The sequence below is a fragment of the Streptomyces sp. NPDC047117 genome (assembly GCF_040643545.1).
Lineage (GTDB): Bacteria > Actinomycetota > Actinomycetes > Streptomycetales > Streptomycetaceae > Streptomyces.
Genome location: NZ_JBEYUN010000001.1, coordinates 17,870 through 40,735, shown reverse-complemented (window position 1 = coordinate 40,735; position 22,866 = coordinate 17,870). Strand labels below are relative to the sequence as shown.

The 22,866-nt window shown below is 69.4% G+C and carries 18 protein-coding genes and 1 pseudogene; 14 read left to right on the top strand and 5 right to left on the bottom strand.

Annotated elements, in window-relative coordinates:
• The first annotated feature begins 207 nt into the window (after positions 1–207).
• From ABZ840_RS00210 to ABZ840_RS00190, 5 genes are all read left to right on the top strand, one after another.
• Positions 208–1,218 (top strand): aldo/keto reductase, encoded by a 1,011-nt coding sequence (locus ABZ840_RS00210; RefSeq protein ID WP_361550770.1) that lies wholly within the window; start codon positions 208–210, stop codon positions 1,216–1,218.
• A 71-nt stretch (positions 1,219–1,289) separates the two neighbouring features.
• Positions 1,290–1,706 carry an SRPBCC family protein gene (locus ABZ840_RS00205; protein WP_361550767.1) on the top strand — a complete coding sequence of 139 codons (417 nt, stop codon included), beginning with the start codon at positions 1,290–1,292 and terminating at the stop codon, positions 1,704–1,706.
• A 150-nt stretch (positions 1,707–1,856) separates the two neighbouring features.
• The gene (locus tag ABZ840_RS00200; RefSeq protein ID WP_361550764.1) at positions 1,857–2,381 is read left to right on the top strand and encodes an ATP-binding protein; all 525 of its coding nucleotides are present in this window, start codon (positions 1,857–1,859) and stop codon (positions 2,379–2,381) included.
• Positions 2,382–2,652: 271 nt separating this feature from the next.
• On the top strand, positions 2,653–5,208 hold the full coding sequence (locus ABZ840_RS00195; protein ID WP_361550761.1) for a hypothetical protein: 2,556 nt from the start codon (positions 2,653–2,655) through the stop codon (positions 5,206–5,208).
• Between the two features lie 105 nt (positions 5,209–5,313).
• Positions 5,314–6,201, top strand: a complete 888-nt coding sequence (locus ABZ840_RS00190) for an alpha/beta hydrolase (protein ID WP_361550758.1) — start codon at positions 5,314–5,316, stop codon at positions 6,199–6,201.
• Positions 6,202–6,243: 42 nt separating this feature from the next.
• Here ABZ840_RS00190 and ABZ840_RS00185 read toward each other — a convergent pair whose 3' ends face one another.
• The 3 genes from ABZ840_RS00185 to ABZ840_RS00175 form a co-directional block, all read right to left on the bottom strand.
• Positions 6,244–7,122 carry a GNAT family N-acetyltransferase gene (locus ABZ840_RS00185; protein WP_361550755.1) on the bottom strand — a complete coding sequence of 293 codons (879 nt, stop codon included), beginning with the start codon at positions 7,120–7,122 and terminating at the stop codon, positions 6,244–6,246.
• A gap of 622 nt (positions 7,123–7,744) precedes the next feature.
• Positions 7,745–8,995 carry a lipase gene (locus ABZ840_RS00180; protein WP_361550752.1) on the bottom strand — a complete coding sequence of 417 codons (1,251 nt, stop codon included), beginning with the start codon at positions 8,993–8,995 and terminating at the stop codon, positions 7,745–7,747.
• Positions 8,996–9,455: 460 nt separating this feature from the next.
• Positions 9,456–10,079: a TetR/AcrR family transcriptional regulator gene (locus ABZ840_RS00175; RefSeq protein ID WP_361550749.1), complete on the bottom strand. Its 624-nt coding sequence runs from the start codon at positions 10,077–10,079 to the stop codon at positions 9,456–9,458.
• Between the two features lie 95 nt (positions 10,080–10,174).
• Between ABZ840_RS00175 and ABZ840_RS00170 the strand changes: the two genes are divergently transcribed.
• Both ABZ840_RS00170 and gabD2 read left to right on the top strand, forming a co-directional pair.
• A complete protein-coding gene (locus ABZ840_RS00170; protein ID WP_361550746.1) occupies positions 10,175–11,437 on the top strand; it encodes an NADH:flavin oxidoreductase/NADH oxidase family protein in 1,263 nt (420 codons plus the stop codon).
• A gap of 51 nt (positions 11,438–11,488) precedes the next feature.
• Positions 11,489–11,821 (top strand): annotated as a pseudogene (gene gabD2 / locus ABZ840_RS00165) (succinic semialdehyde dehydrogenase); the annotation flags it as partial.
• A gap of 87 nt (positions 11,822–11,908) precedes the next feature.
• Here the strand turns inward: gabD2 and ABZ840_RS00160 are convergent.
• Positions 11,909–12,505, bottom strand: a complete 597-nt coding sequence (locus ABZ840_RS00160; RefSeq protein ID WP_361550743.1) for a TetR/AcrR family transcriptional regulator — start codon at positions 12,503–12,505, stop codon at positions 11,909–11,911.
• 518 nt (positions 12,506–13,023) lie between these two features.
• On the opposite strand from ABZ840_RS00160, the gene ABZ840_RS00155 reads away from it, so the two are divergent.
• The 7 genes from ABZ840_RS00155 to ABZ840_RS00125 all read left to right on the top strand — a co-directional run bounded on the left by ABZ840_RS00155 (position 13,024) and on the right by ABZ840_RS00125 (position 18,729).
• The gene (locus ABZ840_RS00155) at positions 13,024–13,908 is read left to right on the top strand and encodes an alpha/beta fold hydrolase (protein WP_361550741.1); all 885 of its coding nucleotides are present in this window, start codon (positions 13,024–13,026) and stop codon (positions 13,906–13,908) included.
• Between the two features lie 287 nt (positions 13,909–14,195).
• On the top strand, positions 14,196–14,759 hold the full coding sequence (locus tag ABZ840_RS00150; RefSeq protein ID WP_361550738.1) for a hypothetical protein: 564 nt from the start codon (positions 14,196–14,198) through the stop codon (positions 14,757–14,759).
• Positions 14,760–15,442: 683 nt separating this feature from the next.
• Positions 15,443–16,135, top strand: a complete 693-nt coding sequence (locus ABZ840_RS00145) for a hypothetical protein (RefSeq protein ID WP_361550736.1) — start codon at positions 15,443–15,445, stop codon at positions 16,133–16,135.
• Between the two features lie 234 nt (positions 16,136–16,369).
• Entirely contained in the window at positions 16,370–16,915 is a 546-nt protein-coding gene (locus ABZ840_RS00140; protein WP_361550733.1) for a class I SAM-dependent methyltransferase, read from the top strand.
• Between the two features lie 320 nt (positions 16,916–17,235).
• On the top strand, positions 17,236–17,445 hold the full coding sequence (locus ABZ840_RS00135) for a hypothetical protein (RefSeq protein ID WP_361550730.1): 210 nt from the start codon (positions 17,236–17,238) through the stop codon (positions 17,443–17,445).
• A gap of 22 nt (positions 17,446–17,467) precedes the next feature.
• Positions 17,468–18,163, top strand: coding sequence for a restriction endonuclease (locus tag ABZ840_RS00130; protein WP_361550727.1), 696 nt, complete (start codon positions 17,468–17,470; stop codon positions 18,161–18,163).
• 362 nt (positions 18,164–18,525) lie between these two features.
• Positions 18,526–18,729, top strand: a complete 204-nt coding sequence (locus ABZ840_RS00125) for a cold-shock protein (RefSeq protein WP_361550724.1) — start codon at positions 18,526–18,528, stop codon at positions 18,727–18,729.
• Between the two features lie 96 nt (positions 18,730–18,825).
• Here ABZ840_RS00125 and ABZ840_RS00120 read toward each other — a convergent pair whose 3' ends face one another.
• Positions 18,826–22,641, bottom strand: coding sequence for a helix-turn-helix domain-containing protein (locus ABZ840_RS00120; RefSeq protein WP_361550721.1), 3,816 nt, complete (start codon positions 22,639–22,641; stop codon positions 18,826–18,828).
• Positions 22,642–22,866: the final 225 nt, after the last annotated feature.

Genomic DNA, 22,866 nt, shown 5'->3' with positions numbered 1-22,866 from the left:
GAAGACCTTTCGTACGGCCACGCGTAGGGCCTCTGTCTCTTAAGACCTCTGGGGGCTCAAGTATGTCCAAGCATGTCTTGGACAGTCTCAAGCATCGACCATACCGTCGAACAGGTAAGAGAAATGAGTGCGCAGACGGGTGCATATCCGGTACCCGGCGCGTCTCCGACCTGGCGTCACTCCGAGTGACAGAGGGGAATCAGTTTCATGGGTATCAGCTCAATGCTGCCGGGACGGCTCGGCTTCGGGACCGCGCCGCTGGGCAACATGTTCCGCGCCATCCCCGACGAGGAGGCCGCCGCGACCGTCCAGGCCGCCTGGGACCAGGGCATCCGCTACTACGACACCGCCCCCTTCTACGGCGCCGGGCTCTCGGAGATCCGGCTCGGAGAGGTGCTGGCCGGCAAGCCTCGCGACGAGTACGTCCTGAGCACCAAGGTCGGCCGGGTCATCCTCGATGAGGTCGAGGATCCGGCCCACCGCGACCTCGGCGAGAAGGGCGGCATCTTCGAGCACGGCCGCCCGAACAAGATCCTCAACGACTACTCCGCCGACGCCACGAAGCGCTCCATCGAGGACAGCCTCAAGCGCCTGGGAACCGACCGCCTGGACATCGTCTGGGTGCACGACGTCGCCCAGGACTTCTACGGCGACGAGTGGGTGGCCGCCTACGAGTCCGCCCGCACCGGCGCCTTCCGCGTCCTGCAAAAGCTCCGCGAGGAGGGTGTGATCAAGGCCTGGGGCCTCGGCGTCAACCGCGTCGAGCCGCTGGAACTCACCCTCGACCTGGACGAGCCCCAGCCCGATGCCTTCCTCCTGGCCGGCCGGTACACCCTGCTGGACCACGAGCGCGCCCTGCAGCGGCTGCTGCCGGCCGCCACCGAGCAGAACGTCGACATCGTCGTCGGCGGGCCCTACAGCTCCGGCATCCTGGCCGGCGGACAGCACTTCGAGTACCAGCAGGCGCCGCCCGCCATCATCGAGAAGGTCGAGCGCATCAAGGCGCTCGCCGCCCGGCACGGTGTGAGCATCAAGGCCGCAGCGCTGCAGTTCGCCCTGGCCCACCCGGCCACCGCGGCCGCCATCCCCGGCGCCACTCGCCCCAGCCGCATCGCCGAAGACGTAACGGCACTCAACGAGACCGTACCGGCGGCCTTCTGGGCGGACCTGCGCACCGAGCGGCTGATCCAGCCGGACGCCCCCGTACCGTCCGCCTGACCCCACCACGCAGACCCACCACCGCACGCAGGCCCACCACCACGCCCGACTCACCACTGCAGGAGATACAGATGGCCACCATGACCACATCGATCGAAGTGCCGTGGTCCGCAGACCGCACCTGGCAGCTCATCGGCGGCTTCGACTCCCTCCCCGACTGGCTGCCCTACATCCGTACCAGCGAACTCAGCGAAGGCGGACGCGTCCGCAGCCTCACCAACGAGGACGGCGGGACGATCGTCGAACGCCTCCGGGCCTTCGACGATGCCGCGCGCACCTACTCCTACTCCATCCAGCAAGCCCCCTTCCCCGTCACCGACTACCTCTCCACCCTCACGGTGCACGAGCTTCCCGGCGGCGCCGGATCGCGGGTGGAGTGGTCGGGGAGCTTCACCCCGGCCGGAGTCAGCGACGACGAGGCAGTAGCCCTCTTCCACGGCATCTACAGCGACGGCCTCGCAGCGCTCCGGGAGACGGTAACGGCCTGAGAAGCGGCCCCCGCGCGAGTGGCACCAGGCAGCCCTCGCGCGGGCCGGGAAACCCACCGTCCAGGCAGAAGGCCGTCGATACGCCGAAGCTGTACTGGATTACCGCTATGCACGTTCCTGTGGACCCGTGCAGCGCTAGCGTCAGGTCTCATGATCGTATGGCTCAACGGCACTCACGGCGCAGGCAAGACGACCACCAGTGCGCTCGTGCAGCAACTCATCCCGGAGTCACGGGTGTTCGACGCCGAGAAGGTCGGCGAGACGCTTATGGACATCACGCCGGGGCTGCCCGCGACGGACAACTTTCAGCACTGGCCTCCGTGGCGGCCACTCGTCGTCGAGACCGCCCACCGCGTACTCGACTACACCGGCGGCACTCTGGTGATGCCCATGACGGTCCTGGTCGAGCAGTACTGGCGCGAGATCAGCACGGGCCTCGCCCACCATGCCATCCCAGTACGGCACTTCGTTCTCCACGCCGACCAGGACACCCTCCGCGGGCGCATCGAGGGGGACACTGTTCTCGGCCCCTCCCCGTTCCGTCTCAAGTACCTCGAGCCCTACGCCGAGGCGGCTCGCACGTGGCTGCACGCCGAGGCCGAGGTCGTCGACACCACGCATCTCACACCCGCTCAGACCGCCCAGCAGATCGCAGGGGCCGTCTTGATGCCCTGACCTCGGAACTGACGTCTGTTTACTGCTGGGGTTGGAGGGAGGAGAGGGGCGGAGGCGGTGCCCGGGCTGCTACCGTGCCGCAGAGGTCAACATGACTCTTTTGCTTGTTGTGTTGTGCTGATCGTGCGCTGGGGTGGGTGGGCTGGTGAGTGCACAGGGGAGTGCGGAGCACCCGGAGCTTGGGAAACATCGCCGTACCTACTGCCCGCCGCGCCTGGGGCCTGCCAGAAAGGCGCTCCAGCTACTGGCCCTGCTGCCTTTGACAGCTCTGGTGCTCCTGCTGGTGTTTGTGCTCGGTGAGCTCCTCGGCCCGGCGCGCCCTGCCACGGTCGCGGTGATGGCCGGCCTGGTGGCGCTGGCGCTGTTCGCTCTACGGGTGCTGTGGTACCGGAAGCAAGCAAGGGAAATCCAGCTCTATGAGCGTGGTCTGGTCGCGGTCACGGCGGACGGCTCGGAGGTGGTCTATCCGTGGTCGTCGACACTGCTCTTCATCGATGGCTGGAACCGCTACAAGCTGGCCAATCCTGAGGGGAAGGTCATCACGATAGGAGCGGTGGACCGCCCGCCGTTGCTGTCCGGGGAGAGGATCCGGGGAGTGCGTACCCGGACGGTGATCAGGGGTGCCCGGTTCCCTGAGGAGGCGGAGTGGGGTTCCGCGATCCGGCAGGGGGTCCGGGAGGCTCAGGGGCGATCGGCTGTCGCGACGATCCAGAGTGGCGGTGAAGTTGCCTTCGGGGATCTCGTGCTGCGTCAGGACGGGTTGGCCGTACGGCGCAGGTACGGCCGCGGCCGGGAAGATTTCACTTCCTGGGAGGATGTCGGTCCGATTGCGCTCATGGGCGAGGGCGGTCTCGTCGTGGCCCCGCGAGGGAACGCCTTTCCGCCGCTCTACGCAAAATCTCTCTACCACATGCCCAACGCTGAGGTCTTCCTGGATGTTGCGCGCCGGCTGCACGACCTCGGGGCACCGGCCGCACCGGCCGCACCGGCCGCACCGGTCGCACCGGATTCGACTGCCCGCAATGACGAGGATGTGAGCGACACCACCGCGCTCGTGGGACTGTACGTCACGGTCGGGCTGGCGGCCTGGGCGGCGTGGCGATTGGGCACGCGGAACGAGGTCGAGGGGGTGGGGGACCTCCTGCTGGCCGTCCTCGCAGCAGTGTTGGGTGGAGTCGTCGGCGCGGTTTTCGGGCTGGCACTCGCGGCTGCGCCGCCGGTGGCGGGCAAGATGTTCCTCGGAGTGCTGGTCCGCTGCACACGGCATCGCCGGTACGTCGCGGCAGCCGCCCTCGTACTCGGTGTCGGCGGCCTGGCGCTGACGCTCGGTTTCTTCCTGCTCCGAGAGTTTCCTTCCCAGCTGATCCCGTTGGTGACACTGCTCTTCTTCGGCGGCTGGACTCTGCTGCTCGCGGTGAAGCGGTGCAGCGAATCCGAGCGCTGGGCAGTGCGCCACCTTCCCGATCTGCCCGGAGCGGCGCTGTTCGCCCTCGCCGCCCAGCAACTCGTCAGCGGCGACGTGCTGACCACGGGCCCGGCCGCCGGGCTGTTCTTCCCGCTGGCGTGCTGGCTGTCCTGGCGCGGTTGGCGGAAGATGAAGGACTCGACGCGGCTGACAGTGCAGGCGGCGGCCGACCTCGTCCTCTCCCTGCAACTCGGCCTGGTGCTTGCACTGCTCGTGGTGTGGCTGGCCAACGTGCTGTCGTTCTCACCGGCTCAAGTCGCGGTGGTACGCGGTGTGCTGGAACGCATTCAGGGGCTGACCGAGGTGCACTGGCTGTACTGGCTGCTGGCCTACACCGTGCTGGCTCTCGGCAGCTACGCCGTGTTGCGCTGGCCCGACCGTGTGGCGCAGATCAGGCAGCGGCTGCAGCGACTGTGCCCGGCTCGCTTCGGCGAAGCCCGGTTGCCGCTGGGCGCCCTCCTCAACTTCGGCCGGCGGTCTCTCGGCGGGCTCAACGTCGGAATCATGGTCGCGCTGCTGTTCGCCGTCGTACTGGCTCCGGTGTCCGAGGGGACATGGAAGAAGCCGGTGGCCCAGAGGTACGCGTTCGAGGCGCAACGCCAGCAGTACGCTGAGGGTGCCGCGGACGCCTACAAGGAGATCCACCGGTACGTCGCCACTCATCCGCGGGTCGCTGCCCGAATGAGGGACGTGGTGGTGGCTGTGGACCGGGTTGCTCCTTCGCGTTCCGGAGAGCCCGTGAACGAGACGGCTCTGGCGACCGCGCGGCAGGTCGGCCGGTTCCAGGCAGCCACGCTCGACGTCGACGATCCGGTCCCGCCGCAACCCGAGCCGCCGGAGGGCGAGAACGTCGCGGATCAGGTCACGCAGCTCGACGAGAGCCAACAGCGCTCCGCGGAACGGGAGACACAGGCCGACCGATTCGCCGAACTCGCCTCTCTGGCGATCACCCGTACCTTCGACCTCGTCGACCTGGGTGACAACGAGACCGTGCAGATCGTCAAGGAGTACTTGGGCGGGCTCGTGGAGGACGGCCCGGTGAAGAAGATGTTTCTCCGGTGGGGCGAGAGGGTCGGCCAGGACCCACCCGACGGGGACAGGCTCATCCGCATCGATGTCAGGGACCTGGCTTCGGTGGCGTACGACAGAACACAGCAGGCGGTGGAGCGTGCCGACGCCAACCTGCTCGCCTTCTACGCCCGCTACGGGTTCGGCGCTTCCACCGAGGACCCCTCGATGGCTCAGGTGGCCGACCTCGCGAACGAGCACCGGTATGTCCAGCAGGGGGGCGGACCCTGCCCCGGGTGCGCGACCTCAGGGGACAGCGGCCGAATCCCGGGTGGTGGTGGAGGCCGCCGCTGAGCCGGGATGGGCCGGAGTGGGGGAATGCACCGGGGTGGGGTCGTGTTCGGCTGAGAGCAGGGGGCCGTGCCCAATGTTTTCCGTGTAGAGATGGAGGAGCGATCCGTGAGTGAGACCGAGCAGACCGTCGAGATCCCGCACCTCGGCGGGTCGACCGTCGGGTACACCTTCGGCAGGCCGTACGATCCCGCGCTCCCGACGCTGGTACTGATCAATTCGTACACCACCTCGGCCGAGCTGTACCGGCCGCAGTTCGCCGACCAGGCGCTTGCGTCCGCGGTCAACCTGCTTGCCCTGGAACCCTACGGGCACGGCCGTACGAGGGCCTCGTACCCTCACTTCACCTACTGGGACAGCGCAATCGCCAACCTGCAGGCGCTCGCGGCCCTCGGGATTCCCGAGGCCTTCGTGCTGGGGACCTCGCAGGGCGGCTGGGTGGCGGCCCGTATGGCGCTGCTCGCCCCGGACACGGTGAAGGGGCTCATCACGCTCGGTACGTCGATGGACTTCGAGAGCCCGCGCAGCCGCGACCTGGGCTGCTGGGACGGAGTCGAATTCAACACGCCGCTCGTCGACGCCCTCGCCGAGCCGGTCGGCGAGGACTGGGTCGTGCCGGACGAGGTCGTGGACGGGGTCTTCGACACGGCCATGGGCGGCGTCTCGGCCGAGGAACGCGAGTTCTGGCTCACCATCTACCGTGCGAACTACGCCGGTGACGCCGGCCGTCACCGTCTGCGCCTCAGCACGGTGAACCTGCGGGACCGCGACGGGCTCCACGGCAGGCTGGACGAGGTCCGCAGCCCCATTCTGTGGCTGCACGGCACCGCGGACCAGGTGTACTCCGTGGCGAACGCCCAGGAGGAGATCCGGATGTTCACCCGTTCCCCCGAGGCGCGTCTGGAAGTCATCGAAGGCGGGCAGCACTTCCTGAGCGCCTCGCACCCCGCGGAGGTCAACTCGGCGGCGATCGATTTCGTGAAGCGCTGGGCTTGAGCAGGGCCGGGGGCAGGGGCCGGGGCCGAGGGACCGCTTCCACTAGCTGGTCGAGAAGTCGTACACCGCCCAGTCGTTGAGTGTGCGATAGCCGAGGCGCTGGTAGAGGGCGTTGCTGGCGGGGTTGGACAGGTCCGCGAACAGGACGACGTCGCTCGCGCCGGCGGCCACGGCGGCCCGGCTCACCTCCGCCGTCACGGCCCCCGCATAGCGGCGACCGCGCAGGTGGGCCGGGGTGTAGACGATGTCCACCTGCACCTGGCCGCCGATCAATGGGTTCATGCCCGCGATGGAGACGGGAGTGCCGTCAGGGGTCTCCCAAAGCGTGTAGCGCTTGTCGGCGAAGCGCGTCTCGGCCCAGGAGCCGGCGTCGAGGGAGACCACCTCCCCGACGGCCTTGGCGAACTCACCGCACCAGAACATCACTTCGTCAAGGTCCTGCTCGCCCAGGACACGGCCCCGGCCCGCCGGCATCGGCTCCGGTGGAGTGAGCGTGTCGAGGCGGTACAGGCGGAGCCGTGTGTCGCGGAGCTTCGGCGTCGCGCCGGTGTGCCGCTGCCAGGCCTCGGCGAATGCGGTCGCTGTGTCGTGGTCGGCGCTGACGCGGGAGAGGGAGTGGCCGAGCGCGGCCAGATGAGCGGCGAGGGAGTCGGCCTCCTCGGGCGTGAGCGGGGAGAGGCCCAGCGCACGGGGCGATAGGCGGTAGAAGGTGGCGCAGACCTCGCCTGCTTGCTCCAGCAGGCCGAAGACGGGGGCGTCGACCGGCGCTTCGGTGGCGAACGACTCCGCTCCACGCTTTCGCACTCGCTCGGCCCATGTCAGCTGCATGACGTGCAGGCCGGGCCGCGAGCGCAGGAAGCCGCCCGCTCGGGCGAGGAATTCGTCGACTTCTGAGGTGAGGTACCAGCCATCCGGGCGCATGCCGCATGATCTCGCATGCGGAGAGGTACGTGGGGCGCGAGATCCGGTCCCTTCCGAGTGGAGGGGTTTACGTGGCATCGATTATCCGTTCGAGTGGTCGGTGCGGGCGCTTCCCCGGGCTGATCGCGGCGAAGAGAGCATGGCTTCAACACTTCGTCAGAACCACTGCCACGAAAGGCGGGCACAGTCATGTCAGTTGACGGCAACCCGGTGGCACGATTCTCAGCATCGCCTACGGCCCGCAGTCCGGCCGATCCCGCGGACAAAAGGGCCAGGCGAGCTGGGCGATGTACCGATTCGGGGCCGACGGCTGTGGACAGCGGTTGCCGGAGGTGGCACCGCGGTCGGTACCGCGATGCGTCCCGAAGCCCGTACCGCGGTGGGTATCGCGATCAGTACCGCGGTAGGTACCACCCTCTCCGGGCAATGGTGCGCATCACCGCAGGCCAGATCCCACGGGCATCCGTACCCAGCGATCGGCACCTCTTCCTGTGCACAAGGAAGAGGTCCTGTTTCCCGCGCAGGGCAGCGCGCGGTGGTCGACATGGTACGACTCGCTGCGAGCGCTGCCCGGCGGCGGGCGCAGGCGCGGGCTGCGCGGGCGCGGTCTCTGCAGCGGTTCCTATGGAATGAAGGCGACCTCCGGGTAGGAGGGTGAAGGCCCGTCCAGCAGGTGCTGGGGGCGGCCCCTTAGGTGTTGGTCGAAGAACGCGGTGATGTAGGCGCGCTGGGCGGCGGTGCTGCGTGTGGGGGCCACGGTGCCGATGTACTGCTCGCGTATCTCTGCCGGGATGTCCAGGTGCACGTCCAAAGCAGGGACGAAGGACTGAGCATCCGTGTAACTGAAGTGGCTGGCCCGCTGCAGGCTCAGGTCCCGCTTCCAGCCCGTTGAGTGGTTCCAGAACGACTGCCAGGACGGCTTGTTCAGGTGTGTCTGACTCTCCTTGCCCATGAGCAGGAACGGGCGGTCCAGCCCTTCCCGTGCCACGGGAAGGAATTCGGTGCTGCTGTACTGCAGCGTGCCGTCCAAGTTGATGCCCGCATCGATACGGCGGTCCACGCGCATGGCCTCGGCCGCGGTGGCGCCACCGCCCGAATGGCCATACATACCGACCCGCTGCAGGTCGAGTATCCGGGCCAACCCCTCGGGCAAAGGGCGCCCCTCGGCGTCCGGGTTGCCGCCGCTGTGCAGCACAGCGAGCTGGTCAAGAACGAAACGAGTGTCGCGTACCCGCGTATCCACCATCCTCTTGAGATCCTCGACTCCGGACATCGGCTCTTGGAGCTCGGTCCGACCGCCGGGGAATTCCACCGCCGGGGCCTCATAGGTGTGGTCCATGGTGACGACGACGTAGCCACGGCTCGCCAGTTCCATCGCGGTCGAGGTGCCGAGCGATCGGAGGCTCTGCAGGCCCGGCGAGTACAGCACGATCGGCCGTCGGCTGCGCGTGTCGGCCGGCGCTCCCGGGCATGCCTCCGTCCGGATGGCGCCCCATTCCACCTCGCCGGGTTGGGCAAGCCCGAACGAGCCGGATTTGTCCACCCAGCGCGCGACACCGGGCGGCATGTACGGCCGGTGCGGACATCCCCTCACCGAACGCGCCGGATACCAGATGCTGACCATCAGCTCCCGGTCTCTGCCTTCGACCCAGGGATCGCGTCGGTCGTGGTCGATGAGGTGGAGTTCGGTGCTTCCCACTGGGTGCCGGCCCGTCGGCGCGGGCAACTCGAACCGCAGGCCCTCGTGAGCAGCCGAGCGGAGTGCATCGGAGGGAGCGGCGGTGGGGGCTGTAGAGGCGGTGGCTTCCGGCCCAATGGTCAGGCAGAGAGCAAGAGCTACTGCTGTGGTCGTGGCTGCTACAGGGATTCGCATGTGGACAAATCTGGTCCGGACAAGCCCCTTTGAGGATCCGCCGACCGGGGGAGCCGACCCTGGCCTTCCACTGAGTACTGGCCCTGAGACGCGGGCGCGTGGCGTAGGTACCGCGTATGCCGGTACCTACGCCACTGTCCCCTCGGTGCCCACGCCAACCGCTCGCGGCGTTGCCCACGGGATCCTTCTCCGCCTCACCCTCACCATCGATCGCTCTCGCGTGGGTGCGCGTTGAGGGATCGTAAACGGGACGTTGATCGCCGATGCGTCGCGTTTCTGACGCATTGATCACCGATCAACTACGAGGTGAGGCAAGCATGTTGTTACGCACGCGGAGCAAGGGAAAGATCTCTCTTCCTTATGCCGCGGGGTGAACACGCCCCGGTGGCGGGCCGCGGTCATGGCCGGCGTACTCGCGAGTGCGCCCGCGCCGGCCCCGGCACCGATGCTGCGGTGACTGCTACGCCCTCGTCCGCCGGGACGGTGTGCCATCTGTCTGCGACATTGCAGGGGAGACGGCAAACGCGGCGAGGACGGCGGCGCGGACCTGCTCGGCGACCACCTCGGGGGTGGAGGTGTCGAGCTTGCCGTCGAGATGCAGGAAGGCCAGGCCGTGGACGAGGGCCCATACCGTCGTCGACAAGGCGTCCGGGTCGGCACCGGGGAAGGCACGCTGGACGATGCTGTGGACGTATTCCGAGATGGCGGCGGTCGCGTTGACCCGTTCCTCGTTGTTCGGGTCACAGGGTTCCGCGAACATCACGCGGAACATTGCCGGGTGCTCGAGCGCGAACCGTACGTAGGCAATGGCGATCGCAGCGAGATCGTCGGGGGTGGTGGGGGAGGGGTGGGCGCCGGCCAGGTGCTCGGCGAGTTCGCGGTACCCCTCGGCGGCGACCGCGGAGACAAGGGCGTCGCGGTCGGTGAAGTGGCGGTAGGGGGCCGTCGGTGACACGCCCGCGCGCCGCGCGACCGCCCGCAGCGACAGACCGGCGCTGCCGTCCTCCTCCAGTAGTTCCCGCGCGGCACGCAGGCAGGCGGCGCGCAGATCGCCGTGATGGTACGAGCCACTCGCTTGCGGCACAGGTCACACTCCTTCATGTTTACACCGCTTACATTGCCTGGCTAATGTGAGCGATGTAAACATCCTAATTGATCGAGGCGAAAGAGAGAATTCGGATGACCAGCGAGCTGTTCTCGCCGTTGTCCCTGCGTTCCGGGCAGGTGCTGGGCAACCGGATCGCAAAGGCGGCGATGGAGGAAAACATGGCCGGTGAGGGGCAGCTGCCCGGCCAGGAGCTGCTGTCGCTGTACCGGCGCTGGGCGGCCGGCGGCACCGGACTGCTGATCACCGGCAACGTCATGGTGCACGCCGAGGCGCTGACCGGACCCGCCGGTGTAGTGCTCGACGATGCTGCGCCGCTGGAGCCGTTCACCGAGTGGGCCGCTGCGGGTAAGGCCAACGGTGCGGCGATGTGGATGCAGATCAACCACCCCGGTCGCCAGGTGCAGTCCGACATGCCCGGTGTGGTGTGGGGCCCGTCCGACGTCGGCGTCGACCTGGGTCGGCTCAGCAGCCGTTTCGGGCGCCCCGTCGCCATGACGACTGAGCAGATAGAGGCGACCGTGGCCCGTTTCGCGGTCACGGCGCGCCGCGCCGAGGAGGCCGGCTTCGACGGTGTGGAGATCCACGCCGCGCACGGCTACCTTCTCTCGCAGTTCCTGTCCCCGCTGGTCAACAAGCGCACCGACGCGTGGGGCGGCTCGCTGGAGAACCGGGCCCGCATGCTGCTGGAGGTCGTCCGCGCCGTTCGTGCCAGTGTCTCCCCGTCGTTCGCGGTCGCGGTCAAGCTCAACTCCGCCGACTTCCAGCGCGGTGGATTCGATGCGGACGAAGCACGCCAGGTGATCGAGATGCTCGCACCGCTGGGCGTGGATCTGGTCGAGCTGTCCGGCGGCAGCTACGAAAGCCCTGCCATGTCCGGCCGCCCCGCCGACGCGCGTACCCGGGCCCGCGAAGCGTACTTCCTGGACCTGGCCGAGGATCTGGTCAAGACGAGCCCGCTGCCACTGATGCTCACCGGCGGCATCACCCGGCGCGCCACCGCCGAGGAGGTCCTCGACAGCGGCGTGGCGCTCATCGGGGTCGGAACCGCCCTCGCAGTCACCCCCGACCTGCCCGACCGGTGGCGGCAGAGCCACGAGGCCGACCGGCCACTGCGGCCGGTGACCTGGTCCAACAAGGCGCTGGCTTCGGCCGCCGGCATGGCACAGGTACGTCACCAACTGCGCCGCATCGCCCGCGGAAACCAGCCCCAGCCCGGTACCCACCCCGCGCGCGCCCTGCTGTGCGAGCAACTCCAGGAGCGTCGGGCGCTGCGCCGCTACCGCGCTTGGCTGTCCCTGTCGCGAGAAGGTGCGGCCGCCAGCCGGGCGGCTTGATCGCCGCGCGGGGGCGGTATTCAGCAACCCACCGGCCCGTGCCCTGCCTGCATGGGTGCCCGCCTCTGGAGCCGGGACGGAGCACGTGGCCAGACCTTCGCTGCACGCCTGCACGCCTGCACGCCCGCACGCCTGCACGCCTGCACCGTAATGAGGTCTTCGCCGCCGCCTGGGGGGAGTAACGACGCGCCGATGGGCGGCTTGGGCGACTCCGGGTTCGGCCGCCGTCACCGAGCTGACGGCATCCTCAAGTACACCGAGCCGCAGACCATCGCCCACCAGCGCATTCAAGAGTTCACACCGTCGTCTCGCATCTCGCCCGGCACCTGGGTCACCCTCCTGACCGGCGCGCTGAAACTCCTCAAGGCAGCCGGCACACGCTGAGGCGCAACGCGACAGCGCGTCCGGATCACATGCTTTCGGTCGCTGGTCCACACTCCCGAGCGGTAATGCGAGTCGCCCGTTCCTTTGTCAGTGGGGCCGGAGGGTGTTGATTCGCCTGGTGAGCGCGGTGCGGGCGGTATGGGGAGTGTGGTGTCCGAGGAGCAGCTGGACGTTGAGTCCGTCGGTGAGAGTGAGCAGTGCGTCCGCTTCGGCGTCGATGTCGAGGTCGGGGCGGGCCTGGCCGCGGTCGTGGGCGGTGCGGAGGAGGAGGGTGAGGAGATCGGTCAGGGCGGCGTACTGCTCGCGGTGGAGGGCGGCCAGTTGGGGGTGGTGGACCGCCTGAGCGGTGAAGGCCAGCCAGACTCGGGTTTCGGCTTGGCTCGGTGCGTCGAGGGCCAGGATTCCGGCGAGGGTGTGCTCAAGCGTTTCCATGGCCGCGTCGGGGTCGGCGGGGTCCGGCAGCGCGGCGCGTATGCGCTGGCTGACCTGGCGGTTCATGTGGTCCATGACGAATACGACCATCTCCTCCTTGGTGGAGAAGCAGCGTTGGACGGCGCCCAGGGAGACGCCGGCTCGGGTGGCGGCCTCGCGCAGGGTGGCGCCTTCCATGCCGCGCTCGCTGATCAGGTCGAAGACCGCGCGGGCGATCTGGCGGCGTCGGCTGTCGTGGTGCGCGTGTGGCATGCAGGGAGTCTAGTCGATACATGTGTATCGGTCTTGTGGTACGTTGCCGATACGGTTGTATCGGTTGGTGATCAGTCACCGTCAGGGGGATGAATGCATGTCGGATAGGCGAGCGAACTCCGCCTTCCAGAGCGCACTTTGGGCGTTAGGCGGGCTGTTGTCGGTGCAGGGTTTTGGGTCGGCCGTAACCGAAGCCCGGTGGGGTACCAGCTTCGGGGTGGCGGGTCTGCTGCGTGCGGCCGGGTTGCCGCAGTGGACCGATATTGCGCTCGGGGCTGCCGGTCTCGTCCTGCTCCTCTGCGCGGCGGCTCGGTACGGGGTACGGAGGCGGGCCGGTGTCTGAGCCTGCGAACAGCCCGCATCGAGTGGACTGGCTCAAGCGTCGGAGCTTCGCCCACCGGCCCGGTCGGCGCGCTGTGCTGCGAGCGGCAGCGCTGGCCGGCGCGGGTGGGGCGGGGGCTCTGGCGGCGGGTGCATCGGGCTCCTTGGGTGCCTCGGGCTCCTCGGAGGCTTGGGCGGTGGGCGCCCGTACCACTTCCGCCGCAGCCGGTGGAGGCGACCGGGGGCAGCCGACGTTCGTGCTGGTGCACGGCGCGAACGGCAACGCCGCCTCGTTCGCTCCTCTGGTCACCGCCCTGGCCGCAGACGGCCATCGCGCGATGCCGGTTGACCTGCCCGGTCACGGTCCGGACGGCAACTTCCCGCTCTCCTATCAGGCGCCGCAGGACCTGGCGGCGTTCGCCGCCGCGCCGTCGGCGGTGTTGTGCGCCACGACGCTGGCCGACAACGCCCGGCGCGTCGTCCGCGTGGTCCGCCGCGCGGCCCGCAACGGTCCCGTCATCCTCGTGGGGCACAGCATGGGCGGCGCCACGATCACCCAGGTGGCCAACCGGGTGCCCGAACTGATCGACCGCCTGGTGTACCTCTCGGCGTTCTGCTGCGTCCGACTGCGCAGCGTTCTGGACTGTTACCTGACGCCCGAGGGCGCCTCTACGCTGCTGCCCGGCATTCCCAGTGTGAAGGTGCCCGAGGGCTGGGGCATCAGCCGTACCAACTGGCGCTCGGCCGATCCTGATTTCCTCGCCGCGGCCAAGGCAGCGCTGGCCGCCGACTACAGTGACGCGGGCTTCCTGGCGGTATTGAATACCTTCGAGCCGGATGAGGCGGCCGCGGTCTCCACCGACGACGCCCGCGGCCACCGGGCGTCCTGGGGTCGGCTCCCGCGCTCCTACGTCCGCTACACCCAAGACCGGGCGATCCCTCTCGCCCTGCAGGACCGCATGATCGCCGAAGCGGATGCGGCGACACCCGGAAATCGCTTCGATGTGTGTTCCGTACGTGCCCCTCACCTGGGTCCGGAAGATCCGCGGCAGCTGGCCGAGGTCCTCACCTCGCAGTACTGAACTCCCGCGGGGTGATCGTCCTTGTCCGCCCCGGTCCGTGGTTCGGTGGATGGTGCGAGGCTGGGGGCTTGGGGCTGGACGTGGGCGTAGCTCTTTGGAGGGAAATTCGGGGTGGTCTGGTGTGCAGGGAACATGGGGGCGGTGGGGACACAGGGTGGGGTGGAGGCGGCGGTGAAGCCGTGGTCGTCGCCGTAGGCGTGCGTCGGCCGTTGTTGGACCGTGGCCGGGCTGTGGGTGGGAGGTGGTGCGTGGGGGTGGGGAGGCGTGGGGGGGGGCAGACTGTGCGGATGCGCGGATTCCTGCCCGAGGAGCACAGCAGTTTCGTCGGCCGTGACAAGGAGTTGGCCCTTGTACGGGACCTGGTCAGGGTCGGGAGGCTGACCACGATCACGGGGATGGGGGGGTGTGGGCAAATCGCGCACACCTATCTCGAACAGGTCCTGGCCCATTCCTTGCGGCAACGCTGCGTGGAGGAAGGCGAGCTCTGGACCCGCGCCTACCTGAGTTTCCAACTGGCCCTCATCGCCCTGCTCAAGGACGAGCCCGGGGAGGCGGCCGACCACGCCCGAGCGATGCTGGTCGGCAAGCGGGGTCTCGGCGACAGCTTCGGCGTGGCGCTGGGCCTGGATCTGCTCGCCGCTGCCTTGGCCGCGCAGGAGAGGGGTGAAGAGGCGGCGTTCGTCTCCGGCACGGGCGAGGCGTTCTGGCGTTCCACCGGCCATCCGCAACGCGGCATGCCGGAACTCGGCGCGATGCGCGAAGAATGCGAACGCGCTGCCCGCGCGGCGGCGGGCGACCACCACTATGAGCAGGCCTTCGACCAGGGCCGCGCCGGCGACGCTCCGGCATGAGCGGCGGCCTCTTCCTTCGTCGCGTACGAGGTACCGCCCTCTGCTGCGCCCAAGCCGCACCGGCCGGGCTCCGCTTCCTCAGCCCTCCATGTACTCCCAAGCACGCGCCAGGCTCCGGGCAGCATGCGGTGGTCATCGGTCAGGTCGCCGGGATCATGCACGGCTTATCGGAGCTGACCGGCGACCTTGACCTGCTGTGGGACGGCACACCGCGCAGGCGCATGCCCTGCGCGAAGCCCTGACGGCCACGGGCTGCACGGATCTGCCCGATCTCGAACGACCCCGGCCTCAGGTGGCCTATCGGGTGACCGGCGCCGGCGGCGATCTGTGCACACCCGCCCTGCCCTGGGGCGACATGGATATTGCCCCCTGCTTGGCCCGGCGATGAGCGCACATGAACCGTCGGGCTTTGCCATCCGCTTCGCTACGCCGACCTGGACGATCTGATCCGTATGCGGCGCTCCCTCGGCCGTCCCCAAGACCATCGGCGCGCGGACGAACTCGAGTTGTTGCGCCACAAGACGTTCCGAGGGGGCAGAGAGAGGAGCCGAGAGGAGCTCACACGTAGAGATGTCACCGGGAAGAAAAGGGTCGGCGGACAGCGGCCCTCTCTCCCATATTCATGCCGCTGAGGCTCGATAACAAGACTGCAATTTCTTTGCCGAAACCCTGACCATATGGGCATGACCTCCGTCTTCTCGGATGCCGGGACTGCTCGCGTCCTCAAAGACCGACTCGCGCACGTGCGCTGGATCGCCGGTGGCACGGGTGCCGGCAAAAGCACGCTGACTCAAGCACTGGCCGACCGGTATGAGGTGGCGGTTTACCGGGGGGATCGCGCAGAGCACAGCTGGCTGGAGCGGTGCACTCCACAACGCCACCCGCACCTAGCCGGCCTGCGGGGCCTGCCGCCCGGGGCCATGTGGCACGGCCGCACCCCGGACCAGGTGTTCCAGGCCATGCCAAGCCTGCACGGCGAGATGGTCGGCTTCGTCGTCGACGACCTCCTCGCCATGTCCGACGACCGCATCATCCTGGTCGACTACTTCGGCATTCTGCCTGACCACCTGGCACCGCTGCTGCGACGACCAGGCCAGGCCGCCTTCCTTCTGCCCACCGCCGAATTCAGGGAGAACGCGCTCGCAGCCCGTTACGCGGACCCCGCTCGTGCCCGGGCCACCTGGGGCACCGAGCAGCCGGCAAGCGCAGTGGCGAAACGTCTGCTCCGCGATGCTCTCTGGGACGAGGAAGTCCGGAGGCAGGCCGTTGCCCACGGTCTCGATACCGTCGTGATCGACGGGTCCGTTCCCGTCTCCGACCTGGCCGACCACGTCGCCACCCGCTTCGGGCTTGGACGAGCTGTGGCGCCGGGATGAGGTACAGGTGGGGGCGGGAGCAGGCCATGGAATATCGAGCAGCGGACGAAGGAGCGTGCACTGATGAACTCGAACGCATACCCGGGCGGAGTCGAGGACGATTGGCTGGCGGCGGTGGCTGCCGTACGCCGTGATCTCGATGAACACGGACCACCGCGAACGCCACGCGGCGCTCCGGACTTCGCTACCGTCACGTTGCCGCAGCTCGACTGCGATCGGGTACGTGACCTCTTGGTGGAAGAGCACGTTGGCACGGTCGTCGAGGTCGGGCTGGCCTATGCCCGCTCGGCGCTGGCGATCGGCGAGGCGCTGCTGCGCGCCGGTTCGCGGACCCCACGGCACGTGGTGATCGACCCGTTCCAGCACACGGCGTACGACGGCGTGGGGTGGGAGCTGCTGCGCGACGCCGGTCTGGACGACGTCGCTGAGCTGGTGACCGAGCCGTCACAGCGGTTCCTTCCTCGATTGGTCGATGCGGGCTTCGCCGCGGACGCGGCGTTCGTCGACGGCAGCCACCACTTCCACAACGTCTTCGTCGACCTCGTGTTCCTGGGCGAGATCGTCCGGCCCGGCGGTCTGGTGATGCTCGACGATGTCTGTTGGCCCTCGGTCGGGGCCGCCGCGGCGCACTTCGAGACCAATCTGGGGTGGCGCCCGGTGCCGGACGCTCTGACGGGCGGGACGACCGACCCGGCCAGTGGCCGGCCTCGTACCTGCGCCTACCGGCTGCCCGAGCCGCGCCCGACGCCGGACTTCAAGGAGTTCCGGGCGTTCTGCTGAGGCGGCGCCTGAGCCGCCGCCGAGACACCGCCGCGGCCGGTTTCACCGAGCAGCTTTGTGAGTGCCAAGTACCTCGCTCGGCCGCGGTTCGCGCCGGACGCAGCGGCAGTCGCGGGCGGCCGTGTTCTGCCACAGATGGGAGCGGGTGGAGCAGCCATACGACGCTGCGTCCGGCTGGAAGTGATCGAGCCAGGGGAGGCTTTTTGCCATAGTGACGGGAAGCGGCCCCCTCCTCGTCCATGCCGCGTTACACCAGAGGTCGTAGTGCTGCCGTCGGCGCGTGACGCGGCAGGTGCTGGAGAGGCTTGAGGGGGATTCAAGTGCTGACGATCAATGTGGCGGTGCTGCTGGCCGTCATCGTCATCGTGCGGCTGCGGCGCCGCACGGAGGCGCGGAGCCGGTTCGATGAGAAGCTGACCGTCGCCATCGTCCTCGCCTTGGGAATCGTCCTTGCTCCGACCGCCGTGGGGCAGGGGATCCTGGACGGGCTGACCCAGCTGGCCTCCGGCATTTCCCAGGCCAGCCGGTGAACACCCACACGGAGAACCGGCGATGACGGCCAGGCGCCCACCGGCGCGACGGCGGCCCGCCCGGACCGGCAGGCGGCGGCGCAAGAACGACCTGACCGGGCTGGCCGTGGCGGGGGTCGTAGCGGTGGTACTGCTGGGGGCCGTGGTCGACTGGCTGCTGCTCCACTGGTGGATCCTCATCCTCGGCGGCGTTCTCGCGGCGCTGGCGGGCGGCGGGTGGGTCTACCAGCAGCAGCAAAGAGCCAGGTGGGAGGCGGTGCGAGCACAGGGGCTGCGCTTCGGTATGCCGCAGCTGGATGCGCTGCACCACAGCCGGTTCGAGGAGGCGGTGCGGGATCTGATGCGTCGGGACGGCTGCCGGGACGCGGTCCGGGTGGGCGGCGGGGGTGACCTGGGGGCGGACGTGAAAGCCACCGATCCTTTCGGGCGGCGCTGGGTGATCCAGTGCAAGCACCGGCGCAAGGGCCTGGCCGGCTCCGCGGTCGGTACGCCGGACCTGCAGGTGCTCAATGGCACTGCCCGCCAGGTCCACGGGGCCGACGTAGCGGTGATCGTGACCAACGGTCGGGTCACCGCCCCGGCCGTGACGTTCGCCCGGCAGCAGCGACTGCACGTGGTGGACCGGCACACCCTGGCCGTGTGGGCGGCCGGCTCCCAGCCGTTGTGGGAGATACTGCGCGCCGTCCCGCCGCCGCGCAGGCCGACGTCTCTGTCCTGAGCGGCCTTGCTGCGAGGTTGCGGGTTGCGGTTGCCGATTGCCGTTTGCTGGTCGCGTGAGACGTGTTGTCCGTATTGACGGGGGATTCCCCTGTTCTAGTTCGCGGCGCCTTCCTCTCAGGGAAGCGCTGCAACTTCGTGTGGTCGGGGTGCCGGGCGGGGTGGTACGTGGGTGAGTGGCCGAGGTGGTGGGTGGCTGAAGATCGTCGCTCTCTGGTGGTGGGCCGTTTCGGCATGTAGCGTCAGCGTCAGCTGTCGTGGTCCTGCCTGTGCTCCGGCGCGGGCGTCTTGGTGTGTGCCGGACCAGGGCGATCACCTCCGGGCCGCGCGGTGCGGACCCGACAACGATGGAGAGGCACAAGCATGGCCAGCGGAACCGTGAAGTGGTTCAACTCTGAAAAGGGCTTCGGTTTCATCGCGCAGGACGGCGGGGGCCCGGACGTCTTTGCGCACTACTCCAACATCAACGCCACCGGCTTCCGCGAGCTGCAGGAGGGCCAGGCCGTGACCTTCGAGGTCACCCAGGGCCAGAAGGGCCCCCAGGCGGAGAACATCACCCTCGCCTGAGCAAGCCTCACCGGCGCCTGACCGCGCCTGACAGCGACCGGTCCACGGAGCCTTTTTAGGGCTCGTGGACCGGTTCTGTGTTTATGGGCTTCTGTCTCAGCGTTTGCAGATGGGGCTGGACGGTGTGTGGGGGAGGTAGGTGGCGCGTTCTTGTGATGTGAGGTCGCGTCCGATGACGGTGCAGATGTGGCGGACTGCTGCCGCGGCGGTCGGGAGGTCCACCGTCCAGAGGTGAACGGTTTTTCCGTCGATGGCGGCCAGGGTGTGGCCGTCGGGGCTGAAGGCCAGGGGGCCGTGCGGGCGGGGGGTGACGGCGAGGGTCTGGCGGGTGTGACCGGTGCGGGTGTCCCACAGGCGAAGGGAGCCGTCCGCGCTGCTGGTGGCCAAGGTGCGGCCGTCGGGGGTGAAGACCGCGGCATCGACGCTGTCTTTGTGGCCGGTGAGAGTGGTGCGAGCGCGGCCGGTGGCCGGGTTGCGGAGGGTGATGGCGCCTGATTGGTCGGCGGTGGCCAGGATGTGCCCGTCCGGGCTGTAGGCCACGGCGGTCACGGCTTCGTCGCTGTGGCCGGTGGCGATTGTGCGGGTGTGACCGGTCTGCGTGTTCCACAGGCGAAGGGTGCCGTCCTGGTCACCGGTGACCAGGGTGTGCTGAGTGGGATGGAAGGCCGCTGTGGTGACCTCGCTGCGGTGGCCGGTGAGGATGATGCGCGTCCGGCCGGTGCGGGGGTCCCACAAGCGCACCCGAGAGCCGAACGCGCCACCGGCGATGGCCAGGGTGCGCCCGTCGGGGGTGATGGCCAAGGGGGAGAAAAAGCTGTCGGCCGGCCCGGTGCGCGTCAGGCGGACGCGTCCAGTTCTGGCGTCGGTGATGTGTACGGTGGTTCGGCTGTCTCCTTCGCTGCTGCCGGCGGTGGTCAGGGTGCGGCCGTCGCGGCTGAAGTGCACCAGGTTCACCTCGGTTTTGGAGCCGGTGAGGGTGGTGCGGGTGCGGCCGGTGGCCGTAGCTGACAGCCGCGTCGTGCCGTCCGCGCTGCCGGTGACCAGGGTCTGCCCGCCGGGGCTGAACGCCAGCGCGCCGACTTCCCGGTGGTGGCGGGGGAGGGTGCGGCCGGTGCGGGTGTCCCAGAGCCGGGCTGTGGTGCCGCCGCCGGCGGCCAGGGTGTGGCGGTGAGGGCCGAAGGCGAGTGAGTCGACGCGGCCGGTGTGCCCGACCAGCGTTGCGCGGGCGCGACCGGTGCGGGTGTCCCACAGGTGCACCGGGCCGTAGCCGCCGGTGGCCAGGGTGTCTCCGCCAGGGCTGAAGGCCAGCGCGGTGATCTCGCCTTGTTGGGGCCTGGTGAAGGTGATAGGGGCTTGGCCGGTGCGTACGTTCCACAGGCGCACTCTGCCTTCGCTGCTGCCGGTCGCCAGGGTGCGCCCGTCCGGGCTGAAGACCAGTGCGGCCACGTCTTCGTGGCGATCGGCGAGGGTGGTGCGCGTAGTACCGGTGGTGGCGTCCCACAGTCGTACCCTGTTGTCGAAGTCCGAGGTGGCCAGGGTGTGCCCGTCGGGGCTGAAGGCGAGCGAGGCGACCTGGTGGCCGGTGAGGGTGGCCTGCCGGCGGCCGGTTTCGATGTTCCACAGGTGCACCGTGCCCGAGCCGTCGCCGGTGGCCACGGTGCGTCCGTCGGGGCTGAAGAACACCGTTCCCACGTCCTCTTGGGCGGTGAGAGCGGTGGCGCGCACACGGCCGGTGTGGAGGTTTCCCCGCCAGATGGCACCGTCGGCGCCGCCGATCAGGAGGGTGTGCCCGTCCGGACTGAACGCCACGGACGTCACGTCGCCTTTGTGGCCGGTGAGGGTGGTGCGAAGCCGGCCGGTGGCAGCGTTCCACACGCGCACCGTGCCGCTCCAGCCGGCCGTGGCCAGGGTGCGGCCGTCCGGGCTGTAGGCCACGGCGACGCCGTCGATGCCATCGGCGGCCGGGCCCGTGGCGGCCAGGCGGTGCCGCAGGGGGAGGTTCGCTGCCTTGTAGAGGCTGGTGGTGGCTTCGGCGGTGGGACTGGTCCGGTAGGCGTGGACGGCGAGCAGGGCGGCGAGGTCGGGGCGGGTACCAAGGAGGGTGTCCGAGCGGCCGGCGAGCTGGCGGGACTGGGCCTGGTGTTGGGCGGCGAGGGCGGCACGGCGTTGGCTCTGGGCGTCGTTGCGTTGCCGGTAGGCGGTGACGGCCGCGAGAAGGGCGAGGACGAGGAGGGTGGCCAGGGTCGTGGTGAGGAAGCGGGCGCGCCGGGTGCGGCGGTGCTCGGCGCGGGCGCTGTGGGCGAGGAAGTCGCGTTCGAGCGTGTTCAGGGTGGTGTGGTCCCGGTGCTGCGTCCACGCTTGGGCGGTGGCCAGCTGGGTGCCCCGGTACAGGGCGGCGCTCTCGCGGTGCAGTTCCTGCCACGTAGCGGCTGCGGCGGTCAGGCGGCGGTGGGTGTGCAGGGACGCGCGGTCCTCCTCCAGCCAGCGGCCCAGGCGCGGCCAGGCACGGATCACTGCCTCGTGGGCGACCTCGACCGTGCCGTCGGCGAGTACCAGGACACGCCGGTCGGCCAGGCGTTGCAGCAGCGCTTCGGTCTCACCCGGTATTGCCAGGCCGTCCAGTTCGCTGCGGGCCAGCCGGCGGCGGGTGTCCTCGGTGCCCTCGCCGAGCGCCGTCAGGCGCAGGAACAGCTGCCGCATGATCTGCCGCTGGGGGCCGGTGGCCTCGTCGTAGAGCCGCTCGCAGGTCTGGGCCACAGCGCCGCGCATGCCGCCCGCCTCTTGGAAGTCGGCCAGGCGCAGGGCGGCGCCCTGGTGCCGGGTCCATGCCTCGCGCAGCGCGTGAGCGACCAGGGGCAGGGCGCCGGGCTGGTCGGCGGCCTCACCGAGCACCACCTGCAGCAGGTCGCCGTCCACACTCACCCCCGCGCGGGCTGCGGGGGCGGTGATGATTTCCGCCAGCTCCTCCCGGGTCGGCGGCCCCACCGGCAGGTGGGCGGCCGTGCGCGCGGCCGCGGCGAAGGCGGGGTGGGCAAGGCAGTGCGGATAGAAGTCGGCGCGTACCCCGAGGAGTAGATGTGCCCGGCCGCCGGCGCTCTGGACGAGGTCGGCCAGCGCGGCCAGGAAGGCCCTGCGCTCCTCCTCCGGCGCGCCCGAGGTGTAGAGCTCTTCGAACTGGTCGACCACGAGCAGGGCCCGGGTGGTCTCGGGCCGCCCGGCCAGCCAGGTCCGCAACGCCAGGTCCAGTGCGCCCGGCTCCTTGGCGAACCGTGCCCGCAAGGCGTCGGGGTCGGCGTCGGCATCGATGACAGGGGCCACCGCGCCGGCCATCTCCTCCAGCGGCCGTGCCCCGGGAGTCAGCAGTACCGTCTGCCACCGCTGATCCAGACCGGCGAGCAGCCCGGCCCGGATCAGCGAGGACTTGCCACTGCCCGAGGCGCCCAGGACCACCGTCAGCGGCCCGCGTTCCACGCAGCGGGCCAATTCCTTGGTCAGCGCGTCGCGGCCGAAGAACACCTCCGCATCCTCCGGTCCGAACGCCGCCAGCCCGGGGTAGGGGCAGGGGGCGCTCGTGGCCCGGCCGCCGCCCGCCTGCTCCCGTGCCGCGGCGGAAGCCGCCTGCCAGCGCCGCTCCCAGTGCGCCCGCGTCCCTCCGCAGGCTTGGGCGTACGCCAGCAGGACCTCCAACGAGGGCAGCCGCTCGCCCTTCGCCGCCTCCGCCAACGTGCTGGGGGAGTAGTGCGCCGTCCGTGCCAGTGCCCGGTAACTCGGCGACCCCGCCTCCTCCCGCAAGCGGCGCAGCTCCCACGCCAGCTGTTCCACCGGCCCGGCCGCGGGATCCACCGGCTTCTCCGGCCGGCCCAGCCGTGCCCTGCGCGGCCTGCTCGATCCGTTCTGACTGTCCCCCGTCACGCACACTCCTCAGTCACTCCAGCGCAGTTGGTCACTCAGCGCGATTTCCCTCTGGGCCACACAAGCCCCGGCAATCACATTGTTCGCTTTGTTTGTCGCCTGCCACCAGCGCTTTCGGACAACTGCCCGCCCCGGTCAAGTTGGTGACACCGAGGCGGCGCAGCTCCGCCCGGCACCGTCAGATCACCTGGACGTGTCAGATCACTCAGACGTGTCAGATCACCT

Excerpts from the sequence above, each read along its gene's own strand:
- ABZ840_RS00210 (WP_361550770.1), top strand. The coding sequence starts at position 208 with ATGGGTATCAGCTCAATGCTGCCGGGACGGCTCGGCTTCGGGACCGCG.
- ABZ840_RS00205 (WP_361550767.1), top strand. The coding sequence starts at position 1,290 with ATGGCCACCATGACCACATCGATCGAAGTGCCGTGGTCCGCAGACCGC.
- ABZ840_RS00200 (WP_361550764.1), top strand. The coding sequence starts at position 1,857 with ATGATCGTATGGCTCAACGGCACTCACGGCGCAGGCAAGACGACCACC.
- ABZ840_RS00185 (WP_361550755.1), bottom strand. The coding sequence starts at position 7,122 with ATGCGCCCGGATGGCTGGTACCTCACCTCAGAAGTCGACGAATTCCTC.
- ABZ840_RS00180 (WP_361550752.1), bottom strand. The coding sequence starts at position 8,995 with ATGCGAATCCCTGTAGCAGCCACGACCACAGCAGTAGCTCTTGCTCTC.
- ABZ840_RS00170 (WP_361550746.1), top strand. The coding sequence starts at position 10,175 with ATGACCAGCGAGCTGTTCTCGCCGTTGTCCCTGCGTTCCGGGCAGGTG.
- ABZ840_RS00160 (WP_361550743.1), bottom strand. The coding sequence starts at position 12,505 with ATGCCACACGCGCACCACGACAGCCGACGCCGCCAGATCGCCCGCGCG.
- ABZ840_RS00150 (WP_361550738.1), top strand. The coding sequence starts at position 14,196 with ATGCGCGGATTCCTGCCCGAGGAGCACAGCAGTTTCGTCGGCCGTGAC.
- ABZ840_RS00145 (WP_361550736.1), top strand. The coding sequence starts at position 15,443 with ATGACCTCCGTCTTCTCGGATGCCGGGACTGCTCGCGTCCTCAAAGAC.
- ABZ840_RS00130 (WP_361550727.1), top strand. The coding sequence starts at position 17,468 with ATGACGGCCAGGCGCCCACCGGCGCGACGGCGGCCCGCCCGGACCGGC.
- ABZ840_RS00125 (WP_361550724.1), top strand. The coding sequence starts at position 18,526 with ATGGCCAGCGGAACCGTGAAGTGGTTCAACTCTGAAAAGGGCTTCGGT.